Raw genomic sequence first — 14312 nt, 5'->3', positions numbered from 1 at the left:
GCCGGGAGCACGATCGCCGCTGGCCCGGAGATTCCGCCGCGCTTCCGCACGCTCAGCCTCACTCTCACCCACAACAGCAAAAGGCATAAATACGACTATTCGCCTACAGTGTGCAGTCAGAACGACTCATCCGCCGCGAAGGGCACGCGTCATGAACCGCCTCGGTATCGAAAGCCCCCGCGGTCTCGTGGCCTTCGCCGCGCTGACCGGGTGTCTGGTGGCCATGGCGGTGGCGGCGCTCACCGGGGCCGGAGAGGTCTTCGCCGCCGCCGGGCTGGCCGGATGCGGCTGCGAACTGCTGCTGCACCGCACCGCGCCGGGGCTGATGACCCGTCTGGGGCGGCTCCATATGGGCGCCACGTCACGCTTCGAGTTCCGCTGCGTCCTGCTGCTCCTGCTGCTCGGCCGACTCCATGTGACCGGGCCCATCGGGCTGGCCGCGGCCATGACGCTGGTGCTGTGTCTGCTCGCCGGACAGGCCCTGCACGCCGCGCTCACCACCCTCATCCGGCGCCGCCGCGCCCTCGCGGTCGCGGCCCGCAACATCGATCTGCGCCGACTGAACATCAGCGACCGGCCGCCCCGCAGGCTCACCGAATGGCCCGGTCAGCGGATCCTGGTCTACGAACTGTCCGCCCTGCTCGGGCTCACCGCCTCGCTGACCACCGGCGACGCCCGCTGGGTGGTGGCGGCGCTCACCCTCGCCGCCGGATCCTCCCTGGTCACGGTGATGGCGCTGGTTCCGTACCTCATCCGGGCCACCCGGCGGCTGCCCGGCGCCGCCGAGGTGCTGGCCGAGGTGAACGCCTGGCTGACCCACCACCACCCCCGCACGGTGCTCTACTTCTCCGGCCCGCGCGAACGCGCCGACCAGGTCACCCGATGGCTGGGCCCGGTGGCCGCGCTGCACACCCCGTCCCTGGTCATCCTGCGCGAACGGGAGCTGCTCGACGCCCTGGAGCCGACCCCGCTGCCGGTGCTGTGCGTGCCGAGCGCCGCCCATCTGTCGCAGCTCGACCTGAGCGGGGTGCGGGTCGCGCTCTACCCCGCCAACACCGGCCGGAACATCCACCTCCTGCGGATCCCCACCATGCAGCACGTCTTCCTGGCCCCCGGCGACGGCGACGAGACCGCCGCCGTCGACCCGTACAGCAAGGTCTACGACCAGGTGTGGGTCGCGGGTGCGGCGGGGCGCCGCCGCTATGTCCAGGCCGCGGTCGGCGTCGAGGACGCCGACATCGTGGAGATCGGCCGCCCCCAGCTCGACGGCCTGCGCGTCGCGGGCACCGGCCAGGCCCCGACGCCCGCGCCCCTGCCGACCGTGCTGTACGCGCCCACCCGTGACCTCGCGGCGGGTGAGCCGGTCGTACGAGCGCTGCTGGAGAGCGAACGCCCGGTCCGGGTGGTCTACCGGCCGCATCCGCCCACCGCCCGCCGCTCCCCCGAGGACCGCGCCGCCCATCGCCGTATCGTCGCCCTGATCCAGGCCGCGAACGAGCGGCGCGCCGCGGAGGCCCTGGCGGCGAACGCCCTCGGCGAGGGCTCCTTCGCGGCCGACGCCGTCAGCGCGGACACCCTCGCCGCCGAAGCCCTCGCCACCGAAGCCTCTGGCGGTAACGCCCCTGGCGGGGACGCCCTCGGCGGGAACGCCGTAACCCCGGACGGCCCCGGCGGCGAGCCCGGCGACGTCCAGTCCCCGCGTACCGGCCCCTCGCCCAGCGACACCCCGCACACCGAAGCCCTCCGCGCCGAAGCCGCCCGCCACCGCGCCGAGTTGACCAAACGCATCGCCGCGCTCGACGCCCGCCTGCGCCGGGCGGACGCCGACGAGGCCATGCTCACCAGAGACCGCGCCGCGCCCGACCCGGCCCTCCTCACCGAGGCCGAGGGGCTGCACCGGGAGTGGCACCAGGCCCACTGGGCGGCCTCACCGCCCTGGCTCCACCAGGTGATCGAGGGGGACGCCCCCACCCTCCACTCCTGCTTCGACCAGGCCGATCTGCTGATCGGCGACCCCTCCGACGTGGTCGCCGACTTCCTCGCCACCCTCAAGCCGTACGCCCTCACCGCCCCGGCGGGGGTCGGCGAGGAGGAGTTCCGGCGGCAGAACGTCATGGCCAGGGCGGCCTATCCGCTCGGTCCCGGGGCAACAGGAATGCACAACCTCCTGCGCCCGCTCTTCGACCCCTCCCTCGACGAGCTGCGCACCGCCCGCCGCGAGGTGAGGGAGTTTCTCCTCGGCCCCGCCACACCACCGTCCATCCAGCGCTTCACCGACGCCGTCGACGCGCTCGCCGAGAAGGGAGAGGCGGTCGTCCGGCTGCGCGACCTCCACACGGCCCCGCCGCCCGGCGCCGGACGCTGGTCCATCACCCGCTAACCCGACACCCCATATACGCGTCACGCGGCCACACGCCCCCGCGTACGGCACCCGCTCACCCGACACCCCACATCACGTCACCCGGCAGCAGCGCTTCCCACACCCGGACCTCACCCCAGGCCACCACCATGAGCTTCCACCCCCGGCCCCGTCCCCAGGAGCCCCCACTCACGCCTCCTGAGCCCCCCGCACACCTTCCGGAGCCAGCATGCCGCGCAATCACCGCACCGGCCCGCCTCCCCGTGTCAGCGTGATCGTCCCCGCCCGTGACGCCATGCCCGGAATCACCCGGGCCGTCACCTCCGCCATGGAGCAGACCCTCGGGCTCAGCCGCCTCGACATCATCGCCGTCGACGACGGATCGGCCGACGGCACCGCGGAGGAGCTGGACCGGCTCGCCGCCGACTGCCCCTCGCTCCGTGTGGTCCGGGACCCCCGCCCCTGCCGCGGCGGCGCCGGTGGCCTCCGCAACACCGGACTGGCCCGCGCCACCGGCGACTTCGTCTTCTTCCTGGACGCCGACGCCCGGCTCGCGCCGGACGCGCTGCGCCGCATGGTCGCGATGGCCGACCAGAACGGCACGGACGTGGTCCTGGGCAAGATGGTCTCCCCGGACGGGCGCGGCGTCCCCAAGGCGGTCTTCCGCCACAACCAGCTGCGCACCGACGTCCACAGCTCCCACGCCTACGCCAGTCTCGAGCCGTGCAAGCTCTTCCGCCGCTCCCTGATCGAACGGCTCCGGCTGCGCTTCCCCGCCCATCTCCGCCACGGCGAGGGCAAGCCGTTCACCGCGGCCGCCTATCTCAACGCCTCCGGGATCTCGGTGGTCGCCGATTACGACTGCTACCACCTGGGCCCGGATCCGGGCCGCCCCTCCCCCGGCCTCGCCGAGCGCGTCGAGGCCATGCGGCCGCTGTTCGAGACCGCCGCCCGGCACACCCGGACCGGCGCCCGCCGCGACGCGGTGATGCGCCACCACATCCGGCGCGAGCTGTGCCCGGCCCTGCGCGCGCTGCCGCGCGAGGACGGGACCGAGGTCCGCGAGCGGTTCCTGCCCGAGCTGCGCCGCTGGGCGCTGGCCCACTGCTCCGACGCGCTCTTCCCCACCCTCACCGCGCCCGAGCGGCTGATGGTCCATCTGCTGCGCACCGGCCGCTCCGACGATCTGCTGTCCGTCGTGCGGAACGCCAAGCGGGACGCCCGGTGCGGCCATCTGGTCGAGAAGGGCAGCGTCTACTGGCTGCACCCCTTCTTCCGCGACCCCGACGCCGAGGTCCCCGACGCCTGCTTCGACGTGACCGACCGGCTGCCGGTGCGGCACCACCTCGAGGGCGCCGGGTGGCACGGCCACAGCACCCTGCGGGTGCGCGGACGGGCGGCCATCGACGGGCTGGCGGCCGACCCCGGGGAGGACCGCGCCGAGCTGGTGCTGCGCCGCCGCGAGGCGCGGGACGAGGTGCGGATCCCGGTGGAGGCCACGGCCGAGGACGACCCCGCGCGGTTCGCGGCGGACGTGGACATCGCCACCGCCGACGGCGGCACCCCGCTGCGCCCCGGGGTCTGGGACGTTTTCCTCGACGTGCGCGCCCAGGGCATCAGCCGCACCGTGCGGTTCGGCAACCGCCATGACGACCTGCTGGACATCGGCACCGCGCGCCGGGTGGTGGCCGCCGGGCCCGGGCTGCGCGCCCGGGTCACGCCGTACTTCACCAGCCCGTACCGCAATCTCTCCCTCGACATCGGCCCGGCCCCGCGCGGTGCGCCCTGCGAGGTGACGGAGGCCGTGTGGCACCCCTCGGACAAGGGCACCCTGGTCGTCGCCGGACGGCTGCTGCCGCCCGGCACCCCGGCGCGCGGGCGGGTGCTGCGGCTGCGCGCCGAGCACACCGACGGACGGGTCCACGACCATCCGGTGCGGTTCGCCGCCGGGCATCCGGCGGGCGCCTTCACCGCCCGGCTGCCGGTGCGGGACCTGGCCCGCGGCCGGTGGACGGTGACGCTGGCCGTCGTCACCCCCGGCGACGGCCAGGGCCCGGGAAGCGCCGCGCCCGCCGCGCCCGTGCCGCCGCCCGCCCGGCTGCCCGGCGCCCGCTGGGTGCGCCGCGGCCGCCCGTACTACGCCAAGCCGCTCACGGGGCGCGGCGAGGTGACCCTGGAGCTGCGGGTGGCCCCGGTCCGGCTGCTCGCCGCCGTGCGCAACCGGCTGCGGCCGGGCCGGTGAGACCGCCGGGCACGGCTGGGCGCGGCTCACCGGCCCAGCCGCCGCCGCAGCCCCGTGCCGAGACTGATCGGAGCGACCTCCAGGCCCAGGGCCCGCGCCGGACCCAGGGCAACCGGCTTGGCGTAGTACGGACGGCAGCCGAAGCGGAGCCAGCGGGTGGCGGCCAGCGGGTCGAAGTACGGCACGATCGCGGTGCGGCGCGGCGCGTCCTCGCCGGGCCCTTCCATGATCAGCGTCAGCGTCCAACAGCCCGCGCCCAGGCGGCCGATCGGCAGCCGGGCGGTGAAGACGGTCGCGGAACCGCCCTGTTCACCACGTACCGGCACCTCGTGTACCGCGCCCGTCTCCGTCTCGGCGCGCAGCCGCAGCACCCCGCCGTCCCGCATCGCCTCCTCGGTCAGCCGTCCGCCGACCAGCAGGGTGCTGCGGGTGCGCCAGATGGTCCGCAGCACCTGGCAGGGCGGGTCGAGGGGGTGGGCCACCTCGCCGACGTCGAGCGAGAGGTCGCCGTGCGGGGTGACGTACGGCACCACCGTCACCGGGCCCCCGGTGCTGGTGACGCGGCGCCGGGTGGGACGGGTGACCTCACCGCCCTCGCGGCGGCTGCCGAACCGCACCGTACGGCTGACGCCCTGCGCCCGGACGTCCAAGTAGACGTCCCACAGCCCCCGTTCCAGCGGGGCGCCGCCGTCCGCGGTGGCCGGGTCGATCTCGGCGGTGAAGCCCGCCATCTCGTACCGCCGCCCCTCCCCCGGCAGCGGATGGGCGGACGGGCCCGGCGTGGTGGGCAGCCGCACCTCGGGACGGTCGGACCGGTCCTTGCGCAGCACCAGTTCGGTGGCCGGGTCGAGCGAGTCGACGTCCTCGACATACGCGTGCCCGGCCAGCCGCAGCACCCCGCCGTGCCAGCCCACCGCCTCCAGGTGGTGCTGGACCGGCAGCCGGTCGGTCACGTCGAAGCAGATGTCGGGGACGGCGGCAGTGTGGTCGCGGAAGAAGGGGTGCAGCCAGTAGACCCGGCCCTTGTCGACGAGATGGCCGCGCCGCTCGTCCCGGGCGGCGTTCCGGGCCACGGTCAGCACATCGTCGAAGCGGTCGGCGCGCAGCAGATGGACCAGCAACCGGTCGGGGACGTCGAGCCGCTGGAAGAGGGCGTCGGTCACCCAGGTGCTCGCCCAGTGCCGGAACTCCGGGAAGAACCTCTCCCGCGCGTCCCGTTCGCTCTCGCCGGGCAGCAGGGCGCGCAGCAGACCGCACAGCTCCCGCTCCACATGGCGGCGCATGATCTGGTCCCGGCGCGGGCCCGGCTCCAGATAGCGGGCCACGGTCTCGAAGCACAGCCGGGCGCCGTCCATGCGGTGGGCGAGATCGGGGCTGGTGAGGGTGAGGTTGGTGCGGTTCTCGCGGTAGCGGACGTAGTAACAGTCGTAGTCGGCGACCACCGAGATCCCGGAGGCGTTGAGATAGGCGGCCGCGGCGAACGGCTTGTCCTCGCAGTTGCGGTAGGGCGGGAAGCGCAGCCCCAGCCGCTCGATGAGGGAGCGGCGGAACAGCTTCCACGGGCCCAGGGTCAGATAGGCGTGGGAGGAGAAGACGTCCGTACGGGGCTGGTTGCGCTGGAAGACGGCCCGGGGCACGATCCGTCCGCCCACCGAGGCGATCTTGCCGAGGACGATGTCGGTGCCGTGGGCGTCAGCCATGGCGACCATCCGACGCAGCGCGTCCGGGCCCAGATAGTCGTCGGAGTCGAGGAAGAAGACGAAGTCGCCCCGGGCGTGGTCAAGGCCGGTGTTGCGGGGGACGCCCGCACAGCCGGAATTCTCCTGGTGGATCACGCGGACCGCGGGGCAGGTGCGGGCCAGCCGCTCCAGCTCCTCGCCGGTGCCGTCGGTCGAACCGTCGTCCACCGCGATGATCTCGACCCGGTCCTGGCCCAGGGTCTGGTCCATCGCGGAGGTGACGGCGCGGGTCAGCTCGGGCAGCGCGTTGTAGGCGGGGATGATCACACTGACACGGGGTCGGGACAGAGCGGGCATGACGGCCTCCTGACTCCGGGCTCTCGACGGGTCGGGTCGGGGTCACTCGGCGGATCGGTAGGTCACTCGGCGGTGAGGACGCCTCCGCGCGGGCCCGCGGGGGCGCTGTCCGCCAGGGGCCGCGTCTGTGGCGCCGGCGCGAGCGGGAGCTCGACGTCCTGGCCCAGCATCAGCGCCCGTACCACCCGCTCGGCCGCGTGGCCGTCGTCGAACCGGCAGAAGCGGGCCCGGAACGCGGTCCGCAGCGCGGTCGCGTCCGCGTCGCACCAGCGGCCCTCCCGGAAGACCTCGATCAGCTCCCGCTCGCCGCGCGCCACGGCGCCCGGGGTCTCGCCGGGGGACCCGGAGAGCAGATCGAAGTAGACGCCGCGGGAGGAGCGGTAGATGTCCCAGTCGTCGGCGTAGATCACGATGGGCCGGTCCAGCAGGGCGTAGTCGAACATCATCGACGAGTAGTCGGTGATCAGCGCGTCGGCCGCCAGGCACAGCTCCTCGACCGACCGGTGGTGCGAGACGTCGATCACCGGCCCGGCCTGCCGGAGCCTGGCCAGCTCGTCACCCGGCCGGTAGGAGTAGTGGGCCCGCACCAACAGCGTGGTCTTAGGGCCGAGTTCGCGGCTGAGCCGTTCCAGGTCCAGCCGGGGCAGGAACCCCTTCTGGTAGTCGCGGAGGGTGGGCGCGTAGAGGAGTGCGGTGTTCCCGGCCGGGATTCCCAACTCCCCGCGGATCCGCCGGATATCGTCCTCGGTCGCGGTGAAGAAGACGTCATTGCGCGGATATCCGTATTCCAGCAGCCGGTACGCGGCGGGGTAGACCCGCTCCCAGACCTGGCTGGAGTGCGGATTGGCGGAGAGGGCGAAGTCCCAGCGGTCGATGCGCTTGAGCAGATTGCCGAAGCTCATTCCGCCCGCGGCGGCGGGATAGCGCTGCTGGTCCAGGCCCATGCATTTGAGCGGGGTGCCGTGGAAGGTCTGCAGATGCACCGTGCCCGGCCGCTTCACCACCTCATTGGGGAAGTTGACGTTGTTGATGAGGTATTTCGCGCGGGCCATCGTGCGGTAGAAGTCGCGGGTGCCGGTGACGACGTAGTCAACGCCTTCCGGAAGGTTCTCGACCTCCGACTTCTTGACCGCCCACACCCCGTGGACCTCCGGCGCCAGCTCCCGCGCCTTCTCATAGATCGCCCCCGGATTGCAGAGCACCCCACGGCCCCAGTACGCGGAGTAGACGGCCAGCTGGGGATCGACCGGCCGCTGCCGGTGCAGCCGGTACAGGCCCTGCTTGGCGCGTGCCGCCAGCGGGGGCCGGACGGTCCGGCGCAGCTTGCGGGCCCCGGCGGCCGCCCGTACGGCCAGTTCGTGCTCGCGGTAGCGGAGGAAGGAGCCGGACGCCAGCGCCTCGAAGCGCCACCGCCCCGCGACCGGCGGGGTGAACCCGGCCGGGAGGTGGACGCGGTACCACTCGGCGGCCCGGGCGAAGAAGCGCGGCCGGTCCGCAGCCGCCACCCGGGACGTCCGGTCCAGGCAGAACAGGAAGTGCGATACGGCCCGCTCGAAGAGCAGCGGGCGCAGCGGATCCAGATGCGGCCGGTCGTCGAGGAAGTCGAAGAGCCGGGCGTACTGCCGGAAGATGACGAAGTGCTTCTCGCCGGGGCTTCCCGTGCTGGCCCCGACCCGCCGCTGCCGGTATTCCAGACCCACCAGATCCACACAGGCTATTCGCCGCGCGGTGAGCATGGTCTTGTACGAGAGCAGGGCGTCCTCGTAGATGCCCTCGCTGAACGCGAAGCCGTGGCGGCGGTAGAAATCCCGGTGGTAGACGCGATTGGACGACATCGCGAACAGCCGCAGGAATTCCGGGCGTTCGACGACGGAGAAGACATCGGTGCCCGCCGAGGCGAGCAGTTCCCCGAAGAGGCTGGGGGCCCGGCGCTCCGACCAGTAGGTGCGGACGTGGTTGAAGTACAGGATCTCCGGGTCGTGAGTGAGGGCGAGCCGGTCGGCGAGGCCCTGGAGGGTGCCCGGGGCGAGGGTGTCATCGCCGTCCAGGAAGAGCAGATAGTCCCCGCCCGCCCGCTCGGCCCCGGTGTTACGGGCCCGGCCGGGGCCGGAGTTGACCGGCTGGTGCACGGGCACGACCCGACCGTCGCGCGCCGCGTACGCGTCGATGATCGCGCCGCAGTGGTCCGGTGAACGGTCGTCCACGGCCACCACCTCGAGGTCGGGATACGACTGCGTCAGCACGGAGTCCAGGCAGGCGCCCAGATAGCCCTGGACGCGATAGGCGGCGATGACGATGGTGAAGCGGGGCATAAGGCTCCTCGGGACGCGGTGGCGGTTCGAGGCGCGAAGCACTCACTGAACCACCACGCTAGGTGGGTTCGTCCCGGTATGCCCGCTCAGTCGTTGGAGGGGCGCCCAAGCGGGTGACGAACGCCCCCGGCGGACGGGGAGTCCACCGGGGGCGCCGCAGGGGTGCGGGGGCGTCAGCTGTGGGTGCGCAGCAGCGTCCGCATCGTCCGCATCGCGACCGACAGATTGGCCAGGTCGAAGGTCTCCGACGACTGGATCTCATCGAGCGTGGTGCGGGCCCGCTGCAGGATCGCGGCGTTCTTCTGCTCCCACGCCTTGAAGCGCTGCTCGGGCGTGGAGCCGCCGTTGCCCACCGACAGCACATCGGCGGTCAGCGCGGCCTGGGCCGCGTACAGGTCCTCGCGGATGGAGACCCGGGCCATGGACTGCCACCGGTCCGCGCGCGGCAACTCGATGATCCGGTCCATCAGCTGGCTGATCCGCAGCCGGTCGGCCAGGTCGTAGTAGACCTCGGCGACCCCCAGCGGGTCCTTGCCGGTGCGGTCCGCGATGGCCACGATGTCCAGCGTCGGGAAGGCCGAGGAGAAGCCCGCGACCCGGGTGGCCAGGTCCTCCGGGACCTGCGTCCCGGTCAGCTCGTCGTAGATCCGCTGGTACCACTCGACATCGGAACCGCGCAGCAGCTTGGGCAGCTGCGCCCGCACCGCGGCGACCCGCTCGCCGAAGAAGTCGATCGTCTCGGCCAGCGCCAGCGGCTGCGGCCGGTTGTTCAGCAGCCAGCGGGTGCCGCGCTCGACCAGCCGCCGCGAGTGCAGCCGCATCCGGGTCTGGATGTCGGCGTCGACGACCGTGTCCAGCGCCTCGACCTCGTCCCACACCTGGTTCAGCTCGAAGATCGCACGGGCCGCGGTCTGGGCGCGCACGACCTCCTCGGTGGAGGCCCCGGTCTCCTCCCGCATCCGGTGCAGGAAGGTCGTACCGGCGGTGTTGACGGTGTCGTTGACCAGCACCGTGGTGATGATCTCGCGCCGCAGGGCGTGGCCGTCGATGTGCTCGGGGAACCGCTGCCGCAGCGCCTGCGGGAAGTACGCGTGCAGCAGGCGCTGGAGGTACGGGTCGTCGGGCAGCCCGGTGGTGATCAGCTCATCGGCCACCGTGATCTTGACGTAGGCCAGCAGCACGGCCAGCTCGGGCTGGGTCAGACCGCGCCCGGCGGAAAGCCGCTCGCGGATCTGGCGGTCGGTGGGCAGGAACTCCAGCGCCCGGTCCAGCCGCCCCTCACGGCCCAGCCGGCGCATCAGCCGCAGGTGGGCGTGGAGCAGGCTGGAGGACTGGACGACGGAGTTGGCCAGCGCCACGTTCTGCGCGTAGTTGTTGCGCAGCACCAGCGCGCCGACCTCGTCGGTCATCTCGGCGAGCAGCTTGTTGCGCTGCTTGAGGGTGAGATCGCCCTCGGTGACCAGGGCGTTGAGCAGGATCTTGATGTTCACCTCATGGTCGGAGGTGTCCACACCGGCGCTGTTGTCGATCGCGTCGGTGTTGATCCGGCCGCCGTTGGAGGCGAACTCGATCCGGCCGAGCTGGGTCAGGCCCAGATTGCCGCCCTCGCCGACGACCTTGACCCGCAGATCCTGGCCGTCCACCCGGATCGCGTCATTGGCCTTGTCGCCGACATCGGCGTTCGACTCGGTGGACGCCTTGACGTAGGTGCCGATGCCGCCGTTCCACAGCAGGTCCACCGGGGCCTTGAGGATCGTCTGCATCAGATCGGCCGGGGTCATCTTGGCGACCCGCTTCTCGATCCCGAGCGCGGCCCGCACCTGGGGGGTGATCGGGATGGCCTTGGCCGTACGGGGGTGGATGCCGCCGCCCGCCGACAGCAGCTCGGCGTCGTAGTCCTCCCACGAGGAGCGGGGCAGCTCGAACAGGCGGCGGCGCTCGGCGTAGGAGGTGGCCGCGTCCGGGTTGGGGTCCAGGAAGATGTGCCGGTGGTCGAAGGCGGCGATCAGCCGGATGTGCTCGCTCAGCAGCATCCCGTTGCCGAACACGTCACCGGACATGTCGCCGACGCCCACGACCGTGAAGTCCTCGGTCTGGGTGTCGTGGCCCAGCTCGCGGAAGTGGCGCTTGACCGACTCCCAGGCGCCGCGGGCGGTGATGCCCATGCCCTTGTGGTCATAACCGGCCGAGCCGCCGGAGGCGAAGGCGTCCCCGAGCCAGAAGCCGTACGCCTGCGCCACGTCGTTGGCGATGTCGGAGAAGGTCGCGGTGCCCTTGTCGGCGGCGACGACGAGATAGGTGTCGTCCCCGTCGTGGCGGACCACGTCCTTCGGCGGCTCGACCTGCCCGGCGACCATGTTGTCGGTGATGTCGAGCAATCCGGAGATGAAGGTCTTGTAGCAGGCGATGCCCTCGGCCATCCAGGCGTCGCGGTCCACGGACGGATCCGGCAGCCGCTTGCCGACGAAGCCGCCCTTGGCGCCCACCGGCACGATGACCGTGTTCTTCACCATCTGCGCCTTGACCAGGCCCAGGATCTCGGTGCGGAAGTCCTCACGGCGGTCGGACCAGCGCAGGCCACCGCGCGCGACCTTGCCGAACCGCAGGTGCACGCCCTCGACCCGCGGCGAGTAGACCCAGATCTCGTACGCCGGGCGGGGCGCGGGCAGGTCCGGCACGGCCTGCGGATCCAGCTTGACCGACAGATAGTCGTGCGGCGCGTCGTGGGCGTTCTTCTGGCCCCTCTTGTCGCTTCCACCGCTGGCGCTCTGGAAGTGGTTCGTCCGCAGGGTGGCCTTGATCAGGGTGAGGAAGGAGCGCAGGATGCGGTCCTCGTCCAGCGAGGCCACCTGGTCGAGCGCCGCGTCCAGCTCCTCCAGCAGGGCGTCGGTGAGCTCGAGGCCCGCCCGCTGCCGCTCCGGCGACATCCGCGCCTCGAAGAGGGAGACCAGCAGCCGGGTGGTGTGCACATTGTTACGGAGGGTGTCCTCCATGTACGACTGGCTGAAGGTGGACCCGGCCTGCCGCAGGTACTTGGCGTAGGCCCGCAGCACCATCGCCTGCCGCCAGTCCAGCCCCGCGCCCAGCACCAGCTGGTTGAAGTCGTCGCTCTCGGCCTGGCCGGTCCACACCGCCGCGAACGCGTTCTGGAAGCGCTCGCGGGCGTCATCGGCCAGCGCCTCGCCCTCGCGCAGCGGCAGCCGCAGCCCGAAGTCGTAGATCCAGGCGGTGGTCTTGTCCGAGCAGCGCAGCTCGTACGGGCGCTCGTCCACCACCTCGACACCGAGGGTGTTGAGCACCGGGAGCACCGCGGACAGCGAGATCTGGGCCCCGGCCCGGTAGATCTTGAAGCGGCGCTCGGCGTGGGCGGCGCCCACCGGCTCGTAGAGGCTGAGCGCGAAGTCCTTCTCCCCGTCCTTCAGCCGCTCCAGGTGCTGGAGGTCGGCGACGGCGCCGCGCGGGGTGTGGTCCGCCTTGTAGCCCTCGGGGAAGGCGTGCTGGTAGCGGCGCAGCAGCTCGGCGGCGCGCTCCTCGCCGACCTCGGAGATCAGCGCGTCGGTGAAGCCGTCGGCCCAGGAGCGGGCGGCCTCGATCAGCCGGCCCTCGATGCGCTCCACATCGGAGTCGGTGAGGTCGGGCAGCTCGGTACCGGGCTGGACGCGGACCACGAAGTGCAGCCGGGAGAGGACCGATTCGGTGTGCAGGGCGGTGAAGTCGACCGGCGGACGGCCGCTCAGCTCCTCCAGCAGGATGTCGGTCAGCCGCAGCCGCACATCGGTGGTGAAGCGGTCACGCGGAAGGTAGACCAGCGCGGAGTAGTAGCGCCCGTACTCGTCCTGGCGCAGGAACATCCGCAGCCGGCGGCGCTCCTGGAGGTAGAGCACGCTGGTGGCGATCGAGCGGAGCTGGTCGACCGGGGTCTGGAACAGCTCGTCGCGCGGGTAGGTCTCCAGGATCTGCAGCAGGTCACGGCCGTCGTGGCTGTTGGCCGCGAAGCCCGCGCCCGCGAGCACCTCGTCGACCTTGCGGCGGATCACCGGGACCCGGCGCACCGATTCGGTGTACGCGGCGGAGGAGAACAGCCCCAGGAAGCGGCGCTCGCCGATCACATTGCCCTCGGCGTCGAACTTCTTCACCCCGATGTAGTCGAGGTACGAGGGGCGGTGGACGGTGGCGCGGCTGTTCGCCTTGGTCAGCACCAGCAGCTTGCGCTCGCGCGCCTTGGCCCGGGCGTCGGCCGGCAGCCGGTTGAAGGCCTGGGACACCGGGGTGCCGGGGCCCGCGTGGGCGCCCTCCTCGGCCTCCTTGTGCTGCGGGTCGGAGCGGAGGATGCCGAGGCCGGTGCCGGGCACCGCGGTCAGCGCGTCCTCCTCGCCACCGGCCTCGGTGGGGATTTGGGTCAGCTCGTACTCGCGGAAGCCGATGAAGGTGAAGTGGTCGTCCGCGAGCCAGCGCAGCAGCTCACGGGCCTCCTCCACCTCCTCCTCGCGGACCTCGGCGGCCTTCGGCTCGTCCGGCAGGCCCTCGGCGAGGCGCAGCGCGGAGTCGCGCATCTTCTCCCAGTCCTCGACGGCCTCGCGGACATCGGACAGGACGCGCAGCAGATCGGCGGTGATCTGCTTCAGATCGCCGCGGTCGGTCTCGCGGTCGGTCTCGACATGGATCCAGGACTCCACGACCGCGTCATGCGGAAGCTTCTTCTTCCTGACCGGGCCCTCGGAGGAGACGTTCAGCAGCTCGATCAGCTTGCCGGTGATGTCGCGGCGCACGATCACCTGCGGGTGGATCACGACATGGATGCCGCGGCCCTGGCGGGTGAGCTCATTGGTGACCGAGTCGACCAGGAACGGCATGTCGTCGGTGACCACCTCGACCACGGAGTGGCTGCAGGTCCAGCCGTGCTCCTCGACGGTCGGGGTGTGCACCCGGACGTTCGCCGTGCCCTGCGGACGCATCCCGGCGAGCCGGTAGTGGGAGAGCGCCGCCCCGAAGACATCGACCGGGTCACGGCCGGCGAGGTCCTCGGGAGGCGTGTGCAGGTAGTAGTGCTGGAGGTATGCGGTCAGGGTCTCCGGTCCTGGGCCCTGCACCGGTTGCCCCCCGGCAGGGCTGTTCTCAGCGACCCGGGCGGCCCGTTCGAGCAACTCGGCCTTGGCTTCGTCCAGCTTGGTCTGCATGTCCTCTGGCTCCTGTCGCGCGCCGTTGCGTGACATCGATGGGGTTGGCATGACGCCGCGACGCGAAAAATCCGGTCGTGAACGACGGTATGCCGGATCGGGAAATGGCCGGGGCGTACTGGGCCGTAAGTGACCAAGACCCCACGCGCCACGGGTCAGCGGCGGCTCGGGCCCGGGGCCGCTGGG

General features: G+C 72.1%; 5 protein-coding genes. 2 read left to right on the top strand and 3 right to left on the bottom strand.

The annotated features are described in order from the left end of the window. The first annotated feature begins 151 nt into the window (after window positions 1-151). Both VT50_RS40245 and VT50_RS06150 read left to right on the top strand, forming a co-directional pair. Window positions 152-2380: a hypothetical protein gene (locus VT50_RS40245; RefSeq protein WP_053048701.1), complete on the top strand. Its 2229-nt coding sequence runs from the start codon at window positions 152-154 to the stop codon at window positions 2378-2380. Window positions 2381-2588: 208 nt separating this feature from the next. Continuing rightward, the gene (locus VT50_RS06150; RefSeq protein WP_046088567.1) at window positions 2589-4601 is read left to right on the top strand and encodes a glycosyltransferase; all 2013 of its coding nucleotides are present in this window, start codon (window positions 2589-2591) and stop codon (window positions 4599-4601) included. A 26-nt stretch (window positions 4602-4627) separates the two neighbouring features. On the opposite strand, the gene VT50_RS06145 is transcribed toward VT50_RS06150, so the two are convergent. The 3 genes from VT50_RS06145 to VT50_RS06135 form a co-directional block, all read right to left on the bottom strand. Beyond that, window positions 4628-6637 (bottom strand): glycosyltransferase family 2 protein, encoded by a 2010-nt coding sequence (locus VT50_RS06145; protein WP_046088566.1) that lies wholly within the window; start codon window positions 6635-6637, stop codon window positions 4628-4630. A 62-nt stretch (window positions 6638-6699) separates the two neighbouring features. Continuing rightward, window positions 6700-8949 (bottom strand): bifunctional glycosyltransferase/CDP-glycerol:glycerophosphate glycerophosphotransferase, encoded by a 2250-nt coding sequence (locus VT50_RS06140; protein WP_046088565.1) that lies wholly within the window; start codon window positions 8947-8949, stop codon window positions 6700-6702. 173 nt (window positions 8950-9122) lie between these two features. After that, window positions 9123-14126: an NAD-glutamate dehydrogenase gene (locus VT50_RS06135; RefSeq protein WP_046088564.1), complete on the bottom strand. Its 5004-nt coding sequence runs from the start codon at window positions 14124-14126 to the stop codon at window positions 9123-9125. Window positions 14127-14312: the final 186 nt, after the last annotated feature.

This window comes from Streptomyces antioxidans (genome assembly GCF_000968685.2).
In the GTDB taxonomy this organism is placed as follows: Bacteria; Actinomycetota; Actinomycetes; order Streptomycetales; family Streptomycetaceae; genus Streptomyces; species Streptomyces antioxidans.
The sequence above is the reverse complement of the archived record's forward strand: the minus strand, read 5'-3'. Positions and strand labels throughout refer to the sequence as shown.